Annotated in this window: 17 protein-coding genes and 1 pseudogene; 7 read left to right on the top strand and 11 right to left on the bottom strand. The window is 65.1% G+C overall.

The genetic code is table 11. The annotated features are described in order from the left end of the window. Positions 1-146 precede the first annotated feature (146 nt). Positions 147-1181, top strand: coding sequence for a hypothetical protein (locus tag L0C21_RS09000; RefSeq protein ID WP_259278032.1), 1035 nt, complete (start codon positions 147-149; stop codon positions 1179-1181). 84 nt (positions 1182-1265) lie between these two features. On the opposite strand, the gene L0C21_RS08995 is transcribed toward L0C21_RS09000, so the two are convergent. Both L0C21_RS08995 and gltX read right to left on the bottom strand, forming a co-directional pair. Next, positions 1266-2552 carry a citrate synthase gene (locus L0C21_RS08995; protein WP_259278031.1) on the bottom strand — a complete coding sequence of 429 codons (1287 nt, stop codon included), beginning with the start codon at positions 2550-2552 and terminating at the stop codon, positions 1266-1268. Positions 2553-2594: 42 nt separating this feature from the next. Next, on the bottom strand, positions 2595-4028 hold the full coding sequence (gene gltX, locus L0C21_RS08990) for a glutamate--tRNA ligase (protein ID WP_259278030.1): 1434 nt from the start codon (positions 4026-4028) through the stop codon (positions 2595-2597). A 61-nt stretch (positions 4029-4089) separates the two neighbouring features. Between gltX and L0C21_RS08985 the strand changes: the two genes are divergently transcribed. Continuing rightward, complete coding sequence (locus L0C21_RS08985; RefSeq protein WP_310593362.1) at positions 4090-6264, top strand: ComEC/Rec2 family competence protein; 2175 nt, start codon at positions 4090-4092, stop codon at positions 6262-6264. A gap of 340 nt (positions 6265-6604) precedes the next feature. Here L0C21_RS08985 and lexA read toward each other — a convergent pair whose 3' ends face one another. Genes lexA through L0C21_RS08955 form a run of 6 tightly spaced genes read right to left on the bottom strand, consistent with a single transcriptional unit; the run spans position 6605 to position 11492 of the window. Beyond that, a complete protein-coding gene (gene lexA / locus L0C21_RS08980; RefSeq protein WP_259278029.1) occupies positions 6605-7327 on the bottom strand; it encodes a transcriptional repressor LexA in 723 nt (240 codons plus the stop codon). Between the two features lie 55 nt (positions 7328-7382). After that, positions 7383-8585 carry a molybdopterin molybdotransferase MoeA gene (locus L0C21_RS08975; protein WP_259278028.1) on the bottom strand — a complete coding sequence of 401 codons (1203 nt, stop codon included), beginning with the start codon at positions 8583-8585 and terminating at the stop codon, positions 7383-7385. A gap of 1 nt (position 8586) precedes the next feature. Then, entirely contained in the window at positions 8587-9069 is a 483-nt protein-coding gene (gene moaC, locus L0C21_RS08970; RefSeq protein WP_259278027.1) for a cyclic pyranopterin monophosphate synthase MoaC, read from the bottom strand. A 4-nt stretch (positions 9070-9073) separates the two neighbouring features. Continuing rightward, entirely contained in the window at positions 9074-9874 is an 801-nt protein-coding gene (trpC, locus tag L0C21_RS08965; RefSeq protein WP_259278026.1) for an indole-3-glycerol phosphate synthase TrpC, read from the bottom strand. Beyond that, positions 9874-10902 (bottom strand): anthranilate phosphoribosyltransferase, encoded by a 1029-nt coding sequence (trpD, locus tag L0C21_RS08960; RefSeq protein WP_259278025.1) that lies wholly within the window; start codon positions 10900-10902, stop codon positions 9874-9876. Before trpD ends, trpC begins: the two co-directional genes overlap by 1 nt. Then, positions 10899-11492, bottom strand: coding sequence for an anthranilate synthase component II (locus tag L0C21_RS08955; protein WP_259278024.1), 594 nt, complete (start codon positions 11490-11492; stop codon positions 10899-10901). The genes trpD and L0C21_RS08955 overlap by 4 nt, the downstream gene beginning before the upstream one ends. 313 nt (positions 11493-11805) lie before the next feature. Between L0C21_RS08955 and L0C21_RS08950 the strand changes: the two genes are divergently transcribed. Beyond that, complete coding sequence (locus L0C21_RS08950; RefSeq protein WP_259278023.1) at positions 11806-12645, top strand: divergent polysaccharide deacetylase family protein; 840 nt, start codon at positions 11806-11808, stop codon at positions 12643-12645. Next, positions 12539-12886, top strand: coding sequence for a divergent polysaccharide deacetylase family protein (locus L0C21_RS08945; protein ID WP_259278022.1), 348 nt, complete (start codon positions 12539-12541; stop codon positions 12884-12886). The genes L0C21_RS08950 and L0C21_RS08945 overlap by 107 nt, the downstream gene beginning before the upstream one ends. A gap of 404 nt (positions 12887-13290) precedes the next feature. On the opposite strand, the pseudogene trpE reads toward L0C21_RS08945, so the two are convergent. Further along, positions 13291-14735: pseudogene (trpE, locus tag L0C21_RS08940) on the bottom strand (anthranilate synthase component I). A 75-nt stretch (positions 14736-14810) separates the two neighbouring features. Then, complete coding sequence (locus L0C21_RS08935) at positions 14811-16733, bottom strand: peptidyl-prolyl cis-trans isomerase (protein ID WP_259278021.1); 1923 nt, start codon at positions 16731-16733, stop codon at positions 14811-14813. 218 nt (positions 16734-16951) lie between these two features. Here L0C21_RS08935 and tpiA point away from each other — a divergent pair, with 218 nt between their 5' ends. From tpiA to pyrG, 3 genes are all read left to right on the top strand, one after another. Continuing rightward, entirely contained in the window at positions 16952-17701 is a 750-nt protein-coding gene (gene tpiA, locus L0C21_RS08930) for a triose-phosphate isomerase (RefSeq protein ID WP_374940254.1), read from the top strand. Positions 17702-17811: 110 nt separating this feature from the next. Continuing rightward, the gene (gene secG / locus L0C21_RS08925) at positions 17812-18192 is read left to right on the top strand and encodes a preprotein translocase subunit SecG (protein WP_259278019.1); all 381 of its coding nucleotides are present in this window, start codon (positions 17812-17814) and stop codon (positions 18190-18192) included. 79 nt (positions 18193-18271) lie between these two features. Further along, positions 18272-19900, top strand: a complete 1629-nt coding sequence (gene pyrG / locus L0C21_RS08920; protein WP_259278018.1) for a CTP synthase — start codon at positions 18272-18274, stop codon at positions 19898-19900. Between the two features lie 384 nt (positions 19901-20284). On the opposite strand, the gene L0C21_RS08915 is transcribed toward pyrG, so the two are convergent. After that, positions 20285-21160, bottom strand: a complete 876-nt coding sequence (locus L0C21_RS08915) for a THxN family PEP-CTERM protein (protein WP_259278017.1) — start codon at positions 21158-21160, stop codon at positions 20285-20287. Between the last annotated feature and the right edge of the window lie 378 nt (positions 21161-21538).

Genomic DNA, 21538 nt, shown 5'->3' with positions numbered 1-21538 from the left:
GCGCGGTGAAGGTCGGGATTATGCCCGAGATGTCAAGCGCGACGGGAAATAGCCGGACGGAACACACGTATAAGGCGAGAATACTTTGATTATACTCAACTTTGCATCCTAATGTTGCGCTGTGCGGCAAGCGAAGGGGGAACCATATGCGCGCAGGGCTTTGGTTGGGGATTATTGGCTTATGCGTTGCGGTAGCGACAACCGCACAAGGGCAGGTGCGCTATCAGACCATCGCGGAAGGCGGGGCCTCCGAATGGAAGCACGAGAAATCCGGCGTGGTGCTTCCAGGCAGTCTTCTTGGCGTGGAGCGGGGAGAGGTGCAGGACGCCACCGGGGGCAAGCAATTGGATATCCTTGCGCGCTATGAAGGCGAGGGCAGCGAGGGCTATGCCACCATCTACCTGTATCGCCCGGCGATAATGAATGTGCCGCTGTGGTTCGATCGATCCCATGCGATGCTCAGGATGTTTCAGAAGGTAAGCACCCCCAAGGCGGCGACAATCTTTGCCCCTCCGGGAGGCAAGACGGCCAGCGCGATGCGCGTTAGCTACGCCATGCCGGATGGAATGGCTGCAACGGCGTTGGCCTTGGTGCCTGTGGGAGACTGGCTCCTCAAGGTCAGATTGACCGGTCCAGGATCCGCTGCGGATGTGGAGGGCAAAATCGAGCAAATTCTGAACGCCATCCGGTTGCCGGGCGGGCCGGATGCCCCGGCTGCCGTCGAGGTTAAAGAGTGCGCCGAGCCGCTTCAGTATCAGCAAGCGGAGGCGCTCAAGCCGGATGGAGCGAGGGTGTTGCTGGTGGGGATGAGGGCCTTGGCAATGAACCAGGACGCATCCACCCAGGTCTGGTGCCGGGAGGGCGCGGAGGAAATAGTATGGAGCCTCTACCGGAAGGGCGGCGCGACCGACGGCTACGTGCTGGCGCTGGCGGATTCGGGCCGTGTGCTTCAAACCGAGGCGATACCGGCGCTCGAAGCCGGGAAGGGACCGGACTTCTCCCTGATGCTTGCCGATGTGGACCAGATTCACCAGTTTCCCCAACTCTCGGCGCTGCCTTCGCAGGAGCAGGTGGTCAAGTTTATTAAAGAGTTGAAGCCGGTGGCGCGTATCTCCCGTGATTCCCGGAAGATTACGTTGGACAAGTCCCTTACCGAGAGAGACAGCGGCGGCAAACAGTAAGGGCGACCAGAGGACGCGAAAGCGAAAAGGGCGTGGGTTCGGTTGAACCCACGCCCTTCTGGTTTCGGCAGAAACCGCCAGCGTTTAGCGGCTGGCGATGTCCACGTAGTCGCGCTGGGTGGCGCCGACATAGAGCTGACGCGGACGGCCGATCTTCTGAGACGGATCCTCGATCATCTCGTTCCACTGAGCGACCCAGCCCACGGTGCGGGCGAGGGCGAACAGCACGGTGAACATGGTGGTCGGGAAGCCGATCGCGTTCAGGATGATGCCCGAGTAGAAGTCCACGTTCGGGTAGAGCTTCTTCTCGATGAAGTAGTCGTCGTGCAGGGCGATCTGCTCCAGCTCGCGGGCCACGTCGAAGATCGGGTCCTGAACGTTCAGGCGCTCCAGCACTTCCTTGGCGGTCTGCTGCATCACCTTGGCGCGCGGATCGTAGTTCTTGTAGACGCGGTGGCCGAAGCCCATCAGGCGGAACGGATCGTTCTTGTCCTTGGCGCGGGCAACATATTCCTTGATCTTCGCCGGGGTGCCGATTTCGCGCAGCATGTTGAGCGCGGCCTCGTTCGCGCCGCCGTGGGCCGGGCCCCACAGGCAGGCGATGCCGGCCGCGATGCAGGCGAACGGATTGGCGCCCGAGGAGCCCGCCAGACGCACCGTGGAGGTGGAGGCGTTCTGCTCGTGGTCGGCATGCAGGATGAAGATGCGATCCAGCGCGCGCTCGACGATCGGGTCAACCTCGTAGGGCTCGGCCGGAACGGCGAAGGTCATCTTCAGGAAGTTGCCGGTGTAGGACAGGGCGTTGTCCGGATACTGGAAGGGCTGGCCGAGGGAGTATTTGTAGGCCATGGCGGCCAGCGTCGGGATCTTGGCGATCATCCGGTGGCTGGCGATCTTGCGCTGCTCGGGATCGTTGATGTCGGTCGAATCATGGTAGAAGGCCGACAGGGCGCCAACCACGCCGCACATGATGGCCATCGGGTGCGCGTCGCGGCGGAACCCGCGGTAGAAGTTGGCCAGCTGCTCGTGCACCATCGTGTGGCGGGTGATGGTGTAGCGGAACTGCTCGAACTCTTCCTTGCCGGGCAGCTCGCCGTGCAGCAGCAGGTAGGCCACTTCCATGAAGTTGGACTTCTCGGCCAGCTGCTCGATGGGGTAGCCGCGGTGCAGCAGCACGCCCTGATCACCATCGATGTAGGTGATCTTCGACTCGCAGCTCGCCGTCGAGGTAAAGCCGGGATCGTAGGTGAACATGCCGGTTCCGCCATAGAGCTTGCGGACGTCGATGACATCCGGCCCAACGGTGCCGCTCAGGATGGGAAGGTCAATGTTGCCGTTCCCAGTATTCAACGTAGCCGACTTGTTCGTCATATCTCGTCCTTACCTATCCCCATTACGCATTTATGGTCGTGTTCACTGCTCAGACGCGGTCGCCGCAATTGCGTCTTCCATGCGGCCGAGGCTCTCCTCCCTCCCAAGCCCCGCCAGCACGTCGAAGATGCCAGGCGAAGTCGTTGAACCGGTCAATGCCGCGCGCAGGGGCTGCGCGACCTTGCCCAGTCCTACCCCCAGACGTTCCGCCAGCGCACGAACCGTTGCCTCAAGGGCCTCAGCCCGCCACTCGGCGGTTCCCGCCAGCGCCTGATGGGCTTCCCGAAGAACATCGGGTGCTGGAGGTTGTAGCAGCTTCATTGCGCCCGCGTCGAGCGGAATTGGGCGAGTGCGAAAGAAGAAAAGTGCGCTCTGGGCCAATTCAACCAACGTCTTGGCGCGAACCTTCAGCTCCTTGATGTTGCTTTGCAGCATGGAGCGCTCCGTAACCGACAGGGTCCGCTCAAGCAGGGACTCGATACGCGGCGCAACCAGTTCGGTCAGGCGCAGGTCGTCAGCCTCCCGCATATAATGACCATTGAGGTACTCAAGTTTCTTCAAATCGAAGCGCGAAGGGGAACGGCCCACGGCTTCGATGGAAAACCACTCGATGGCCTGCTGGCGGGAAATGATCTCCTCATCGCCGTAACCCCAGCCGAGGCGCAGGAGATAGTTCTCCACCGCCTCGGGCAGAAAGCCCATCTCGCGATAGTCGGTGACGCCCAGCGCGCCGTGGCGCTTGGAGAGCTTGGCGCCGTCCGCCCCATGAATGAGCGGGATGTGGGCATAGGTGGGCTCCGGCCAGCCCATGGCGCGAATGAGCGCCAGCTGGCGGAAGGCATTGTTGAGGTGATCGTCGCCGCGGATAACGTGGGTGACGCCCATGTCATGGTCGTCCACCACCACCGCCAGCATGTAGGTGGGGGTGCCATCGGCGCGCAGCAGGACCATGTCGTCCAGCTGCTCGTGAGAGACGGTGACATCGCCCTGCACCAGATCGCGGATGGTGGTCTCGCCCGTTTGCGGGGCTTTGAGACGGATGACCGGCTTCACGCCTTCCGGAGCCTCGGACGGGTCGCGGTCGCGCCAGCGGCCGTCGTACTTCATCGGCCGGCCCTCGGCGCGGGCGATGGCGCGCATCTCCTCCAGCTCTTCCGGCGTCGCGTAGCAGTAGTAGGCCTTGCCCTCGGCCAGCAGCTGGCGGGCCACCTCGGCGTGCCGCTCGGCGCGCGCGAACTGATAGGTGATTTCGCCATCCCATTCGAGGTCGAGCCATTTCATGCCATCGATGATGGCATCGATCGCCGCCTGGGTGGAGCGCTCGCGGTCCGTATCCTCGATGCGGAGCAGGAACTTGCCGCCAAAATGACGGGCGAAGAGATAGTTGAAGAGGGCGGTGCGGGCACCGCCGATATGCAGGAAACCGGTCGGAGATGGCGCAAAGCGCGTGACCACCGGGGTTGGACTTGAACCCATCGTACACCTGACCGAAAGTGGTGGTTAAAAAAGTTCAGGCGGCTCTAGCACAGCGGGACAAGTGGTTCAAACGTCGCATGGCACAAGCGGGGCCGTTTCCGGCCCTGCACTCTGGTTTCAGCGGGGGGCATCCGGCCTGGGGCAGAGGCTGGACGCGCTGCTGCTGGCCGAGCGCGAGCAGTGGCCACTGTGGGCTCCAGTGGCGCTGGGAGCTGGAATTGCAACATGGTTTTGCTTGCCTGGCCCGCACTTGTGGCTGGCAGCCGCCGCAATTGCGGCAGGGGCCGCGCTGCTGTGTTGGCGACAGGAGGTGGCGGGCCGGCTGCTTGGCTGGGCCGGACTGCTGGTGGCGGCGGGCATATTGCTCGCCTGGGCGCGGGGCGAGGCGGTGCGCGCGCCGGTCTTCCCGCTGAACGGTGCGGCGCGGGAGGTGACGGGCCTTGTCGAGTCGCGCGAGACCCTGGCGGACGGCCGCGACCGGCTGGTGGTGCGGGTGACGGCCATTACGAGGCTAAAGCCGGATGAAACCCCGGCCCGCGTGCGGCTGACGAGCCGCAAACCGCTGGGGGAGACGATTGAACGCGGCGCGCGGGTGCGGGTGAAGGCGTGGTTGCAACCGCCGCCTGGCCCGGCGGTGCCCGGCGGCTATGACTTCGGGCAGCGGGCGTGGTTCGAGGAAATAGGGGGCGTGGGCGCAATCCACTGCGCGGTGACGGTGGTGAGCGCCCCTGCGCCGAACACGGGCGTGATGGACCGCATCGAGGCGGCGCGGGACTGGCTGAGCGAGCGCTTGCGCGCGCGGATCGGGGGAGAGGCGGGCGGCATGGCTGCTGCGCTGGTGACGGGAGACCGCTCTGGCATCCCGGAGGACGTGACCCAGGCCATGCGGGACAGCGGCCTGGCCCACCTCATTTCCATCTCCGGGCTGCATATCGCCATGGTGACGAGCATCGTGTTTCTGCTCACCCGCCGGCTGCTGGCGCTCTCCGCATGGCTGGCGCTGCGCCTGCCGCTCAAGACCTTCGCGGCGCTGGCGGCTGCTCTGGCGGCCATCGCCTACACCCTCATCGCCGGAAGCAGCGTGCCAACGGTGAGGAGTTGCATCGCGACGCTGATCGTGCTCGCGGGCCTCCTGCTCGGGCGGCAGGCGATCAGCCTGCGGATGGTGGCGACGGGGGCAGGGCTCATCCTCCTGTTCCGGCCGGAGGCGCTGCTGAGCCCCAGCTTCCAGCTGTCCTTCGCGGCAGTGACCGGGCTGGTGGCACTCTACCAATCCCGCTTCGCCGAGCGGTGGCTGCGGCGGCAGGAGGGGGATGGGCGGGCGCGGCGGCTTCTCCGCTGGGGCGCGGGGCTGATCCTCAGCAGCCTTGTGGCCGAGGCCATGCTTGCGCCCATCGCCATCCATCACTTCAACCAGACCGGCGTCTATGGCGTCGTTGCCAACTTCATCGCCATACCGCTCACCAGCCTCGTCATCATGCCGGGGCTGATGGCGGCGGTGCTGGCGGAGAGCGTGGGCGGGATCGACTGGGTGACAGAGGTGGTCCGGGTGGGGCTCGATCTCGTCATCGCGCTGGCGCGGGAGGTTTCAAGCTGGGAAGGCGCGGTGGTGCGCTGGCATACGCCGAGCAATCCGGCCTTCGGGCTGATGATGTTCGGCCTTGTCTGGCTGTGCCTGTGGCGCACGAGGCTGCGGCTCGGCGGTCTGCTGCCCATGCTGGCCGGCGTGGCGCTTGCCGCAATGACGCCGCGCCCGGACCTGTTCGTGAGCCAGGATGGCGGCATGATGGCGGTGCGGCTGGAGGATGGGCGCATGGCGTTCTCCACCCTACGGCGCGGCGCGTTCGCCCGCGAGATGTGGCTGGAGGAGAGCGGACTGGATACGACCGCCATGCTGCCATTGGCCGATATGGCGGCAACGCCGGGGCTGGTTCAGGACTGCGGCGAGGGGGTATGCCGGGTGGCGCTGTGGCAGGCCGGACGCTGGTGGTCGGTCGTGTGGCTGAAGGATTGGTTTGAGGCCCCGGCGCTGCGGCGCCTGTGCGCGGACAATGACATCGTGATCGCGCCGCGCCGCTTGCCGGGCTGGTGCGCGCCGAAACGGCTGAAGCTGGACGCCCCGGCGCGGGAGCGGCTGGGGGCCACAACGCTGCGCTTTCTCGATGGCGGCCGGCTTGACGTGCAGGGAGCTGAAACGCAGCGCGGCCGCCACCCGTGGGCCGCCGCCGGGCGTTGAGCGGGTTTAAGGGGTGTTGATTTTCATTGCAGGGGACTTGTCCCCCTGCGACCCCCCTTCGTTTTTGGGGACGCACCCGGTCAGGCGGTGGCGTGAAGGCTGGGGATTGACGAATGCTGGGGATTTAAATGGGGCGCGCCCGGTCGAACGGTTGTGTCGACGCGGAGACCCTAGACGGCTTTGCGCTCATGCAGGGCGCAGCCTGATAACGAAGGGCCCGATAATGTAAGGGAGGTGAAGGAGGGGCCTTATTGCTTGTGCGCCTCTGCACACGGGGCCCCTCCCGCAAAATCAAAATTCCACAATTAATCCAGTACCGGCCAGCGCAGGACCGGCCAACTCAATATCGGCGCATCAGGCCGACGAGCTTGCCCTGGATGCGGACGCGCTTGGGTTCGTAAACCTGCGTCTTGTAGGCAGCGTTGGCTGGCTCCAGCCGGACCTTGCCTTCCTTGCGGCGCAGGCGCTTCAGCGTCGCTTCCTCATCGTCCACCAGGGCAACGATGATGTCGCCGTCCAGCGCATGGTCGGCCTTGCGGATGATGGCGTAGTCGCCATCCAGAATGCCCGCCTCCACCATGGAGTCGCCCGAGACCTCCAGCGCGAAGTGCTGGCCGGGGCCAAGCAGCGCCGGCGGTACGGCCAGTTGGCGATCGCTCTCCAGCGCCTCGATGGGCTGACCGGCGGCGACGCGGCCATGCAGCGGAATCTCCACGAAGGATGCCGTGGTGGCTACAGCCGGGGCCTTCGGCTTGCCGAAGGTGCCACGCACCACGTTGTCGGCGGCAGCGATGGCGGCATCCCGATCGCTGGCCAGCTGCGGCTTGACACCGCGGGAGGGCGCAGCCGCATCAGGCAGGCGCAGCACCTCCAGCGCGCGGGCCCGGTTGGGCAGGCGGCGGATGAAGTTGCGCTCCACCAAAGCGTTGATGAGCCGATGCACGCCGGACTTCGATTTGAGGCCCAGCGCTTCCTTCATTTCCTCGAACGACGGCGAGATGCCGGTCGCCTCGAGGCGCTGATGAATGAAAATCAGCAGATCGTGTTGCTTGCGGGTGAGCATGCCCAAGTCCTTGTGGAACAGACTATGAACGTTCTATGAAAGTTCCACAAAGGCGTCAATCATTGTTGAGGGGCAGAAACGCGATATTCGACCCTTTTTCCGCGGCCGGAGCCTCGGCCGGGCGGATGGCGAGCGCATTGGCCTCCTCAAGGCGGGAGAGCATGGCGCTGTCCTGCACCGGGAAGGGGGTAACCTCCCAGCCGTCCGGCCCGGCGGCGACGTGGGCGCGCTGGTAATTGGCGCGCGGGCCGTTGGCGGGCATGTCCATCGTCAGACGGCCCTGGAGCGGCGCAGGGAATGGATTGGAGGCGCCCATGAGGTGGCGCACCAGCGGCAACAGGAACAGCTGGGCGCACACATAGGCCGAAACCGGATTGCCCGGCAGGCCGATGGCGACCGCATCGCCCAGCGTGCCCAGCATCATCGGCTTGCCGGGGCGCATGGCGATTTTCCAGAAATCGATGGTGGCGCCGGCATCGACGAGCGCCGCCTGCACGTAGTCGTGATCGCCCACCGACGCGCCGCCGACGGTGACGAGAATGTCCACGTCCTTCACGTCCGCGATGGCGTCGCGGATGACATCATGACGATCGGGCAGGATGCCGAGATCGGCGACTTCGGCCCCTGCCGCGCGGGCAAGAGCCGACAGCATGACGCCGTTGGAGTTGATGATCTGGTCCGGGCCGGGCTGCGCGCCGGGCGGCACCAATTCGTCGCCGGTGGCCAGAATGGCGATGCGCGGGCGGGCGTAGACCTCGGCCATGCCATGGCCGCTGGCGGCCATCAGCGCAATGGCGCGGGCGTTCAGCCGGCTACCGGCCTTGAGCAGCAGGGCACCAAGGGCGAAATCCTGCCCCGCCTTGCGGACGTGGCGTCCGGCAAAGCCGGGGCCTTCCTCCATGATGCGGATTGCGCCGTCCTCATAGGCCACGTCTTCCTGAAGGATGACCGTATCCGTGCCTTCCGGCATGGGCGCGCCGGTGAGAATGCGGATGGCGACGCCTTCTTCCCACACGCCATCGAACGCCTTGCCCGCAAGGGCCTCGCCGATGACCGGCATGGTCATGCCAGGGGCGATATCCTCGAAGCGGACGGCGTAGCCATCCATCGCCGAGGCGTTGAACGGCGGCTGGGAGAGCAGGGCAGTGACATCCTCCGCCAGATAGCAGCCGTGAGCCTCGTGAAGAGGCACGGTTTCGCGCCGGCGCGCGCCAGCGGCTGCCAGAACCCGTGCCTGCGCCTCCGCCACGCTCAGCATGTTACGCCTCCGCTTTAAAGGTACCCGATTTGCCGCCCGTCTTTTCCAGCAGGCGGACGCCTTCAATCCGCATCGCCTTATCCACCGCCTTGGCCATGTCGTAGACGGTGAGAAGGGCGATGCTTGCCGCTGTCAGCGCTTCCATCTCAACGCCTGTCTGGCCAGTGGTTTTCACCATGGCCATGACGGAAATGGCGAAGTCCTGCTCTTCCAACGCGAAATCGACCGAAATCTTCTGAATGGGCAGGGGATGACACAGCGGAATGAGGTCTGACGTGCGCTTGGCCGCCATGATGCCGGCGACACGGGCAACCGATAGCACGTCGCCCTTGGCGATGGCGTTGTCCCGAACGGCGGCAAAGGCTTGCGGAGACATGAGAATGCGCCCGGTGGCCAGGGCCCGCCGCTCGGTCGCGGCCTTGGCCGAGACATCGACCATGTGGGCCTCCCCGCCCGCGCCGATATGGCTGAGCCCGCCCGCCATAAGGTTACTCCGCCGCCAGGCCGAGGAGGGAGCGGGTGGCCGCCGTCACGTCCGGCTGGGCCATGAGGGATTCGCCCACGAGAAAGGTGGTGACACTGCGGGCGGCCAGCAGGTCCAGGTCCGCCTTGGTGCGAAGACCGCTTTCGCCGACCACCAGATAGCCCTGGGGCAAAAGGCTCGCCAGCTCGATCGTGGTGTTGATGTCCACGCTCATGGTCTTGAGATTGCGGTTGTTGATGCCGAGCAGGCGGGAGTTGAGACGGGTGGCCCGCTCCAGCTCCTCGGCGCTGTGCACCTCGACGAGCACATCCATGCCGAGGCTTTCGGCGGCGGCCTCCAGCTCGGCGGCCTGGCTGTCCTCAAGCCCGGCGATGATGAGCAGGATGCAATCCGCCCCGATGGCGCGGGCTTCGACCACCTGGTAGGGGTCGATCATGAAGTCCTTCCGCAGAACGGGCAGGGGTACCGTCCGCCGCGCGGCCTTGAGATAGGCGTTGCAGCCCTGGAAATAGGGTTCGTCCGTCAGGATCGAAAGGCAGGTGGCACCGCCCGCGAGATAGGCCTCGGCCAGTGCCGGCGGGTCAAAGTCCTCGCGGATCAACCCCTTGGAGGGGCTGGCCTTCTTGATTTCAGCGATGAGACCGTAACGGCCCTCGCGGCGGGCTCGCTCCAACGCCATCAGGAAACCGCGCGGCCGCTCCTGCGCCCTGGCGTCGGCCTCGACCGCCGACAGAGGCTTGGCCAGCTTGCAGCGGGCGACATGCTCGCGCTTGGTGGAGAGGATCTTCTGCAGCGTATCGGTCATCAGTTCTGCTTCGTCATGTAAATCCAACGGTCGAGAAGCCCGACCGCCTTGCCGCTGTCAATGGCGGCGGTTGCCTGGGCAACGCCTTCCGCCAAGGTAGAAGCCTTGTCGCCAACGACCAGGGCTGCCGCCGCGTTCAGGATCACGGTATCGCGGTAAGCCCCCGGCTCGCCCGTCAGCATCCGGCGCATCGCTGCCGCATTGTGCTCGGCATCGCCGCCGCGAATGGCCTCGATGGGAGCGGTGGTCAGCCCCAGCTCCTCCGGCACGATGGTGAAGCGGGTGACATGGCCGCCCCGGTTCTCCGCCACGACGGACGGGCCGGCGAGGGACAACTCATCCATGCCGCCCGCGCCAAAGATGATCCAGGCGCGCTGGGCGCCCAGTCGGCCAATGGCCTCGGCCATGGGGTCGAGCCACTTTTCAGCATAGACGCCAATGACTTGGCGCGTAACCTTCGCGGGATTGGTGAGCGGGCCAACGAGATTGAAGATGGTTGGCACCTTGAGGGCGCGGCGGATCTCCGCCACTGCCTTCATCGCCGGGTGGTGGGCATTGGCGAGAATGAAGGTGATGCCCAGCTCTGCCAGGCAGCGCTCCACATGGGCGGGTTCGCGACCGATGACGACGCCCAGCGCTTCCAATACCCCGGCCGAGGACGACCGGGACGTGGCCGACCGGTTGCCGTGCTTGGCGACCTTGACCCCGCAAGCGGCGGTAACGATGGCGGCAGCGGTGGAGACGTTGAGAGTGAACAGGCCGTCGCCGCCCGTGCCGCAGGTATCGATGGAGCCGGCCGGCGCAGCCACGGGAATGGCGCGGCGGCGCATGGCCCCGGCGGCGGCCACCAGATCGGCCGCGGTTTCCCCGCGCATCTTGAGCCCCATAAGAAACGCGCCGACCACGGCCGGGGCAACATTGCCCGCCATGATGGCGTCAAAAGCGGCGGCGGACTGGTTGTCCTCCAGCGCCTCTCCAGCAGCCAGGCGGCTCAGGATGGCCTGGAAATCGGCAAGCAGCGCGCTCATGCCGCCACCTGGCGGACAGGCAGGCCGCACAGGGCGAGGAAGTTGCCGAGCAGCTGATGGCCGGCCTCGGTGGCGATGCTTTCAGGGTGGAATTGCACCCCGTGGATGGGCAACTCCCGGTGTTGCAGGCCCATGATGATTCCGTCTTCCGTTTCTGCTGTGATTTCAAGGCATTCCGGCAGGTTTTCACGCTCCACGATAAGCGAATGGTAGCGCGTGGCCTGGAAGGGCTTGGGCAATCCCGCGAATATGCCCTGGCCGGTGTGCCACACGGCCGAGCGCTTGCCGTGCATGACCTGGGGCGCGCGTATGACCCGGCCGCCGAACGCCTGGCCGATGGACTGGTGGCCAAGGCAGACGCCAAGGATAGGAACTGCGCCTGCGGCCTTCTCGATCAGAGCAAGGCAGATGCCCGCCTCGTTCGGGGTGCAGGGGCCGGGCGACAGCAGAATCCCGTGCGGACGAAGCGCCAGGACTTCATCCACGCTGGCCTGATCGTTCCGGATGACGGAGGTTTCAGCGCCAAGCTCGCCCAGGTAATGGACAAGATTGTACGTGAAACTATCATAGTTATCGATAACAACGATCATAGCGCCTCAACCACAAGACTGACGTGGACAAACCCGGGGGCGTCAACAAACCTTGCCTGCCTTATCGGGGATTTCTGCCCGGTTTGCCATAATTTTCATGCTCGGAATCCCAAGGGCCAAGTTACAAAAGATCATGACAGACCACACATCCAGAAGGGCGAGGCTGATAGGGCGGGGCCAAAAGACGCAAGGCCCGGCTGACCAGGGCGCATCCGGTCATGATCCAGCCGGGGGCGACTCTGACAGGAGCAACGCCAGCGCGATCGCCGGCAAGCGGGCCGAGGGGACCTCGACAAGGGCCAATCCCGGCCGTTTGCCCGATGCCGGGGATGTGGCCGATCCGGCCGTCAACGTCGAGGCGGACGGTGGTCTGACGGAAGGCGAGGCGCCGCGCCGCTGGACCCGGCGCGCCATCGCGGGCGGGCTTGCGCTGACGGCGGGAGGCCTGGCGTTTGGTCTCTGGCCGCGCCCCGAGCGGGCCGGCAAGGGCAGCCGGGTGGTGCCGCTGACGCCGCCGCGCCGGCCTGAACCCGCGCCAAGGCCCGCGCCCACGGATTTGCGGCCTGAAGAAATGGCAAGCGTATCGCCGGAAGCAACGGCTCCCCCGCAGACGGAGGCGATTCTGCCGGAAGGGGAAAAAGCGCCGCCACTGAAGCCGCTGAAGACGCCGCCGGGCGGCAGGCCGCAGATTGCGATTGTCATTGATGATCTTGGCCTGCGACATGCGGAGAGCCGCCGGGCTGTCGACCTGCCTGGGCCGCTGACGCTGGCCTTTCTGCCCTATGGCCAGTCGATCGCCGCGCTGAGCGAGCGGGCGCGGGCCAATGGCCACGAGGTAATCGTCCACCTGCCCATGGAGCCGGAAGGGCGATCCGACCCCGGTCCCGAGGCTCTGCGGCTTGGCCTTGGCGCGGGTGAGCTGGAGAAGCGGTTGACCTGGAACCTGGCCCACGTGCCGGGGCATGTGGGCGTCAACAACCACATGGGCAGCGCGATGACCGAGAATGCGGCGGCCATGGAACTGGTGCTGGGGCGGCTGAGGCAGGATGGCGGCTATTTCCTCGATTCTGCGCACCACGGCCAGATCCACCGCCCGCGCCATTGCCGCGCGGATCAGCCTGCCCTACGCGGAGCGGGACGTATTTCTCGATAACGACATCACGGCTGCCGCTATCGAGCGACAGCTGGCGGAGACGGAAAGCCTGGCCCGGCGCTATGGCAGCGCCATCGCCATCGGCCACCCGCACGCCCAGACTCTCAAGGTGCTGGAAGCCTGGTTGCCCAAGGCACGGGAAAAGGGGTTCGATCTGGTGCCGGTCAGCGCCATCATCGCCACGCGCGGCTCACCCCTGTGGCGGCTGGCGCGGGACCGGAAGGGCTCCGCGCGGAGTTAGTGTTTCTTGAAGATTTGGTTTGCAGGAGGGTCGTAACCCTCCTGCACCTCCCGTTTGTTACAGGGTCGTGCGCGGGATGAAGGGCGCGGCCCAATTTCGGCTGGCGGGTAAAACGGGGCGAGACTCTGCGCCCGGATGCCCTGCCAGGCCCCGTAAAGGCACCTTACAGCGCGATTCCGGAGGTGCCCGCTACCACCCTAGCTAAAATAGGGAAAAACCTCTCAAAAAGCGTTTTAACCCCATTAGCGGCGATTTGCCAATATGGATGAAAATTTTAACATATTTTATCCAGATTGGTGTTGGAACCGCGGCCCGATAAACGAGACGGGGGTGCAGGGGGACGTCCAGTGTTTGTGCGCCTCCGCGCACGGGGGCCCCTCTGCAAAAAGAACCGTAAACCCAGCTTACGCCTGATTGCCGCGCGCCTGACGAGCGAGACGCACCGCTTCGCGGGCGGCGGCGAACAGGGCTCCGGCCTTGGCTTCGCATTCGCGCTGCTCATAGGCGGGGGTGCTGTCGGCGACGATGCCCGCGCCGGATTGGACATGCATGGTGCCGTCCTTGACGATGGCGGTGCGAAGGACGATGCAGCTGTCCATCGAACCGTCCGGCGAGAAGTAGCCGACGCCGCCGGCGTAGGGGCCGCGCGCCTCCGGTTCCAGCTCGTTGATGATCTCCATGGCGCGAATCTTGGGCGCGCCGCTGACGGTGCCCGCCGGAAAGCCCGCCATGAGGGCATCAACCGCATCAAACCTGGGGTCCAGCCGCCCACGCACGTTGGAGACGATGTGCATGACATGGCTGTACATCTCAACGAAGAAGCGGTCCGTCACCTTCACGGTGCCGGGCGAGGAGACGCGGCCCACGTCGTTGCGGCCGAGGTCGAGCAGCATCAGGTGCTCGGAGAGTTCCTTGGGGTCGGCCAGCAGGCTGTCCCGGTTGGCCTCATCCTCTTCCGCCGTGCGCCCACGCGGGCGGGTGCCGGCGATGGGCCGGATGGTCACGTCGCCATCGCGCACGCGCACCAGAATCTCGGGGCTGGAGCCGATGACCGAGAAGCCGGGCAGGTTGAGGAAATAGAGGAACGGGGAGGGGTTGATGCGCCGCAGCGCCCGGTAGAGCTCGAACGGCGGCAGCGTGAAGGGTGAGGAGAAGCGCTGGGCCAGCACCACCTGGAAGATGTCGCCCGCCGCAATGTATTCCTTGGCGCGCTGCACCATGTCCTGATAGGCGCCGGGCGCCAGATGAGGCGTGATGGCGATCTCGGGGATCTCGGCGTCCTGCCGGACGCCGCCAGGTAGAGGCTGGGCCAGGCGGCCCGCCACGCTGTTCAGCCGTTCGATGGCCTGCTCATAGGCGGCGCGTGCATCGAGCTTGCCGGGATAAACCGGCGCGATGAGGAACAGGTCGTCCTTCAGCCGGTCGAATACCAGCAGCACGGTAGGGCGCAGAAAGAACAGGTCCGGCAGGCCCAGCGGGCTGTCCTTGGGTTCAGGCAGGCGCTCGACCAGCCGCGTGGTCTCGTAGCTCATGTAGCCGACAACCAGGGCCAGCGCCTTGGGCAGGGCCTCCGGCACATCCATGCGGCAGGAGTCGATGAGTGTGCGAAGTTCCTGCAGGGCATCGCCCGCGCAGGGCTCGAAGCTGTCCGGCGCGTTCAGCGCATCGCGGGCAATTTCCGCGCGACTCCCCGAGCCCGCCAGAGCACATCCGGCTGGAGACCGATGAGCGAGTAGCGGCCGCGAACGGCGCCGCCCTCGACCGATTCCAACAGGAAGGACGCCTGGTCATCCAGCCCGACCTTGAGCATGGCCGAAACCGGCGTTTCGGTATCGGCCACGCGCCGCATCCACACGCATTGAGGTTGACCTGCCTCGTATTTGGACGCGAAGTCGGAAAACTCGGGGGAGATGTCCACTTTAAGCTACTCCGCGCTGCCCGAGAGCAGCTGGCTGCGAACCTGGCCGAACGCGGCCTCGTTGATACGAACACCCACGTCCGAACGGACGGCCTGGGCAAAGGCGGCGGCCAGTTCCGTGCCGGCCGAGCCCTGGATTTCCTGCTGGGTGGCGACCTTCAGCATGACGGCGTCCGCGCCCGGCTTGGTCTCGATGTTGTCCACCTTGACGATGAAGAAGCCCTGGCCGCCCGGAGCCGGGATGGCCTGGATGTCGCCCTTCTGGATGGTGAACATGGCGCGCACCGGCGGCGGCAGCTGCGCGCCCTGCTGCATGGCATCGATCCGACGAACCGTGAGCGGGCGGGGCGCCTGGATCCCCTGTTTCTGCGCGGCGGCGGCCAGCGCCTGGCCACCCTTGACGGCGGCGACGATGGCATCGGCCGCGGCCTTCGCCTTCTTTTCCATCTCGCTGGCGCGCCAGGCGGCGGTCACCTGCGGCTTGATCTCGGCCAGCGGACGCGGGGTCGGCGGGGTGACCGTCTCGACCTTGGACACGTAGTAGGTGTCCTTGTCCAGCTCGTTGACCGTCGGGTCTTCGTCCGGGCGCTGATCGAACACATGGCCCAGCATCTCCTTGGCCTGCGGGGCCATCTGGATTGGCTGGCCATTCTTGTCGAGGCCGACGCGGGTCACGCTCGGCACCGAGACGACGGGCAGGTTGTAGGTCTTGCCGATGGCCTCGAGGTCATCGCCGTTCGCCAGCGCGTCCTCCACCTGGCGGCTTACCTCGTAGATGCGGTCAAGCGCGCGCTCGTGGCGCAGGGTCTGGGCGATTTCATCCTTCACCGTCGTGAACGGACGGCCTTCCACCTTGGTAATCTTGGTGGTGCGGAACAGGTGCCAGCCGAGTTCCGACTGGACCGGGCTGCTCACCGTGCCCTCCGGCAGGCCAAAGGCCGCCGAAGCCGCCGCCTCGGACGTATCCTTGGCCAGCTGCTGGCGGCTCATCTCGCCAAGGTTGAGGTCGCTTTTCGAGAAGCCGCCAACATCGGCCGCCACGGCGACGAAATCCTCGCCCTTGCTGATCCGCTCATAGGCCTTGCGGGCCGTTGCCTCGTCGGCCAGCAGCAATTGCTGGAGCGTGCGCTTCTCGGCTCCAGCGTACTGGTCGGCATGCTCGTCGTAATAGGTCTTCAGGTCGGCATCGGTGAGCTTGATGGTCGGCTCCACAACCTCCGGGCTGAGGAGGATGTACTTGAAGCTCCGCATCTCGGGCACGGTATAGGACTGGATGTTGTCCTGGTAGAAGGCCTCAAGCGCCTTGTCGTCGGGCGCGCCGATGCTGCCGGCGTACTTCTCGGACGGCACCACGGCGATGGAGGCGGTGCGGGCTTCCTGCAACAGCGTGACATAGGCGTTGGTGAGGCGCTCCGGCACGACGGGCGCCAGAGAGACCGTCTTGATGAACTGGTCGCGGGCCAGCTCGGCCGCCAGCATGCGCTGGAAGTCCTTCTTGTGCATGTTGTTCTGGGCAAGCACGCCCTCGTAGGTCGCCTGGTCGAACTGGCCGGCGATCTGGAACGCCTGGTTGGAGCGGATCGCATTGCTCAGGTTGCGCGGGCCGGCGGCAACGCCAGTCTCTTCCGCGAAGTCCTGGAAGGCCGAGGAGGTGATCAGGAGCGACAGCACCTGGCGGTCGGCCCCGGCGCGCACGGCGTCGGCGCGGGTCATCTCGGGGCGATCGCGCTGTTCCATGCGGAAGATCCGCTCGAACTGCTGGACGAATTCATTGGTGGAAATGGTCTGGCCGCCCACCTTCGCAAGCCGCGCGCCCCCGCCGAGGGAGAAGGGATCCTGCACGCTGGTCAGCACGAAGGCCGCCACGAGCAGGGCGAGAAGGCCGACGACGACCCAGGAGGAAAGCGCTTTGCGAATTGTTGCGAGCATGGAGTGCCTGCCACGAATAGAGGATCTAGAACGGGCGCGGATCATAGGTAGGCGGCACCGACACGGCAAGCATCCTTGGGTCGGTCAGGCGGAAGAAATGGTTCCCAAGCCGTTGGCGCGCGATGAGCTTTGCCATTTTGACCCGGCTTCTGCTATCCACCGGCCCAGTTCGAGACCGTGAATTTTTGATACGATACGAGGGAGGGCTGGACGTGGTGATGCGGCGACCGCTGATCGCAGGCAACTGGAAAATGAACGGGCTGGCGGCATCCATCGCCGAGCTGGAGGCGATGATCGCAGGCGTCGCGCAGGCCTCCGAGCGAATCGATACGGCCATCTGTCCGCCCTTTACCCTGGTTGCCGCCTTTGCCGCCAAGGCCACCGGCAGCCGTATCCAGATCGGCGGGCAGGACTGCCACCCCAAGGCCAGCGGCGCGCACACCGGCGACACCTCCGCCGAAATGCTGGCGGATGCGGGCGCAAACCTGGTGATCGTCGGCCACTCCGAGCGGCGCGCCGACCACGGCGAGGCCAACGAAGTCGTCAATGCCAAGGCCCAGGCCGCCTGGCGGGCCGGGCTCACCGCCATCATCTGCGTCGGCGAGACGGAAGCGGAGCGCGACGCAGGCCGCACCCTCGACGTGGTAGGCGGACAGATCGTGGGCTCGGTGCCCGAAGGCGCGACGGCCGCCAGCACCGTGATCGCCTACGAGCCGGTATGGGCCATCGGTACGGGCCGCACCCCGACCGTCGCGGAAGTGGCGGACGTGCATGCCGCCATCCGCCACCAGCTGGTCGAGCGCTTCGGCGCGGAAGGCGAGGGGATGCGGGTGCTCTACGGCGGCTCGGTGAAGCCGTCCAACGCCGCCGAGCTGCTGTCCATCGAAAACGTGGATGGCGCGCTGGTGGGGGGCGCGAGCCTTAAAGCGCAGGATTTCCTTGGCATCGTTGCCGGGGTGAAGGCCTGAGAACAGTGAATACGGTGACGCGCCGGGTTGCAAATCCGGCGCGTACCGGCTAACAGCCGTCCGGCACGATGGAGGCGCCGCTTTCGGGCGCCCGGTGGAGTCTTTTCCCGATGATGACCTTTCTGCTCGTCGTCCACAGTCTGATCGCGGTTGCGCTGGTGACCGTCATTCTGCTTCAGCGTTCCGAGGGCGGCGCCCTTGGTATCGGTGGCGGTGGCGGCGGCTTGATGACCGCGCGTGGCGCGGCCAACCTGCTGACGCGCGCAACGGCGATCCTGGCGGGCCTGTTCATTCTGACCTCGATCGGCCTGGCGTTCCTCGCCAAGATTGAGCGGGGGGCTCCGTCGGAAATCGACCAGTTGTTGCAGCAGGGTACGACGACGACCGCTCCGGCCACCCCCGGCCAGAACGCGCCGACGACCCCGGCAACCCCGGAACAGCAGCCCGCCCAGACGTTGCCCAACCTTCCGTCCGTTCCGGTCGGAGACTAAAACTTACCCACAGAATTCGAGCGCGCCACCTCAAGATTTGGTGGCGCGAATGGTTTTAATTTGTCTATAGTGTAGGCCCATGGCGCGGTTCATATTCATCACCGGCGGCGTGGTATCGTCCCTCGGCAAAGGCCTGATGGCCGCTTCGCTTGCAGCCTTGCTCCAGGCGCGCGGCTACAAGGTCCGTCTGCGTAAGTTCGATCCATACCTCAATGTCGATCCGGGGACGATGAGTCCCTATCAGCACGGCGAGGTCTATGTGACGGACGACGGCGCTGAGACGGACCTCGACCTCGGCCACTATGAGCGGTTCACCGGCGTGCCCTCGCGCCGGTCGGACAACATTACCTCCGGCCGCATCTATTCGGACATTCTGGCCAAGGAACGCCGGGGCGGCTTCCTGGGCGGCACGGTGCAGGTCATCCCGCACGTGACGGACGCGATCAAGGAATTCGCTCTGTCCGATACGGAGGACCTAGACTTCGTGCTGTGCGAGATCGGCGGCACGGTGGGCGACATCGAAAGCCTGCCGTTCATGGAGGCGATCCGCCAGCTCGGCAACGAGCTGGGGCGCGGCCGGGCGATCTTCATTCACCTGACCCTGGTGCCGTTTATCGCGGCGGCGGGTGAGCTGAAGACCAAGCCGACCCAGCACTCCGTGAAGGAGCTGCGCGGCATCGGCATCCAGCCGGACGTGCTGGTGTGCCGCTCCGAACAGCCGCTGCCCGAGAGCGATCGGGCCAAGATCGCGCTGTTCTGCAACGTGCGCCCGTCTGCGGTCATTCCGGCGCTGGATGCCTCCAGCATCTATGAGGTGCCGCTGCAGTATCACGAGGCCGGGCTGGACACGGAAGTGCTGGCGGCATTCGGCATCACGGGCGCGCCCGCACCGGATCTGACCAAGTGGCAGAACATCGTTGAGCGCATCCATCACCCCGAAGGCGAGGTGACGATCGGCATTGTCGGCAAGTACACGGGCTTCAAGGACGCGTACAAGTCGCTGTCCGAAGCGCTGGTGCACGGCGGCATCGCCAACCGGGTGCGCGTGAACATCGAGTGGATCGACGCCGAGCTGTTCGAGAAGGAGGACGCTGTCCTCAGCCTCGAGCCGCTGCACGGCATTCTGGTGCCGGGTGGTTTTGGCCAGCGCGGTTCGGAAGGCAAGATCGCGGCGGCCCGCTTCGCCCGCGAGCGCAAAGTGCCCTATTTCGGCATCTGCTTCGGCATGCAGATGGCGGTGATCGAGGGCGCGCGGAACCTCGCCGGCATCAACGGCGCATCGTCCACCGAGTTTGGCCCGTGCCCCGATCCGATCGTCGGCCTGCTGACCGAGTGGGTGCGCGACGGCAAGGTGGAAACCCGCGAGGAAGGCGGCGACCTGGGCGGCACCATGCGGCTGGGCGCTTACCCGGCCAAGCTGGCCGATGGCTCCAAGATCGCCGAATGCTACGGTTCGACCGAGATCAGCGAGCGACATCGTCACCGCTATGAGGTGAACGTGGCCTACCGCGAGCGGCTTGAGGCCTGCGGCATGAAGTTCGCCGGCATGTCGCCGGATGGCTCCCTGCCGGAGACCATCGAGTACCCGGATCACCCGTGGTTCATCGGCGTGCAGTTCCACCCGGAGCTGAAGTCCAAACCGTTCGATCCGCACCCGCTGTTCTCCAGCTTTATCGCGGCGGCGGTACAGCAGAGCCGCCTGGTCTGAGCGGTTCAGGAACATTGCTGATTATGGAAAAGGGCACCGCTTGGTGCCCTTTTTCGTTGGTGCTTCCGCTTTGGTGCTTTGGGAAATTGTATTTTTCGCAGAGGTCCTTCCTGTTTGTGCGCCTCCGCGCACGGATGCCCCTCTGCACTCCCATTTGTTTTCGGGACGCATCCTGCGTGGGCCATAAAATCCGCTGGATACCCAAGGCTCGCATACCGAGGTGGCCGGGTGCCTCCCGTTTAACCGAACGGGGGATCAAAAGAGGAGGCGAAGCCACTGGCTGAGCGTTCCCCTTTCACCTCCCTTGGCAATGATCCCAGACAGAAAAGAGGGGCGCCCGGTGGGCACCCCTCTTCCTCGCAGCCAGGAGATGGTCTGTGCTGCTTAACGAGCGCGACGGCGACGCCGCAGCCCGAGGCCCGTCGTCAGCAGGCCCGCGCCCAGCAGCGCGATGGAACCCGGTTCCGGGACCTCGCGCGCGGTCACCGTTACGATGGTGCCGATGCGGCTGAGGATGCCCTCGCTGGTCCAGATGGTCGCCAGATCGCCATCGAAGCCGACACCGACGATGCCGTCCAGGGTGGACAGGTCGAACGCGACGGTGAAGTCGTAGACGTAACCGTCGATCGCTTCGGTGGTGAAGCGCAGCGCCGACGTGTCGATGGTGAAGCTGTCGGGGCAGGAAGCAACGTTCACCGCGCTGCCCCAGGTCTCATACCCGGCGCACTCTTCGATCGGAAGAGAATCGCCATTCTGAGAATTGAGGGTTTCGGTGAAGTCGATGTTGAAGGCGCGATTGATCGTGGTCGAGACACCGGTCGGGGTTACGGACGTGATCTCGATTTGCGAGATGAGCCGCGTCTTATCCAGCGTGTTCTCGTAGTTGGCCCCGGTCCGCAGCGAATAGTTGCCATGGTAGAAGTAGGCACCCGCCGCGCCCGCGCCATTGGTGAAGACGCTCGACTGGGTGAGATTGGTGTCCGCCGCGAGGAAGCTGCGGTTGCCGCCGCTATTCTCCGGGCTTCCCCAACGCACGAAGGCGTAGTCGCCCGCCGGATCCGCGCCGTCGGGAAGGGTGCTGCCGCTGCCAAAGGCATCCGCCGGCGTCGAGCCGTTGCCAACCCACGCCGTATTGTTCTGGTCCCACTGGTTGGAGATCGTGAAGGACCATTCCTGAATCGGCTCAGCAAGCGCCATGCTCGGCACGGCTGCTGACGCGAGGACAGCAATGGCGGGGAGAAGGGATTTCATTTTGGTCATGGTACCACCCATACAGTTTTTTCAGCCTGATCTGAGGAAGCCCAGTTCTCTCCGGACCCTGATGTTGTGCAGTCATTGCCATGCATGGGGCGTGCCAATTGTTTAAATCAGAGAGATTTCCAAAGCTTAGAGAAGATGTAATTTTATATGTATTATAATTTGTGTAAAAATATCCGACGTAGTTGCTGATATAAACGAGATATGTTGCGCTTACGTCATATTATTTGTTTCGATTTGTTATCGATACTTCGGGTAATAGTTGAAAATCCGTAACGGACTTTGGGCACTGGTGGTCTGGAACCGGTGGTGAACGGCAAAAAAAGAGCGGCCCGAGAGCCGCTCTTCAGGTGGGCGATGCTCGCCCGGACGATGTACTGG

Source organism: Pedomonas mirosovicensis, from assembly GCF_022569295.1.
Lineage (GTDB): Bacteria > Pseudomonadota > Alphaproteobacteria > Sphingomonadales > Sphingomonadaceae > Pedomonas > Pedomonas mirosovicensis.
Note: the sequence above shows the minus strand (reverse complement) of the source record. Positions and strands in the feature narration are given on the sequence as shown.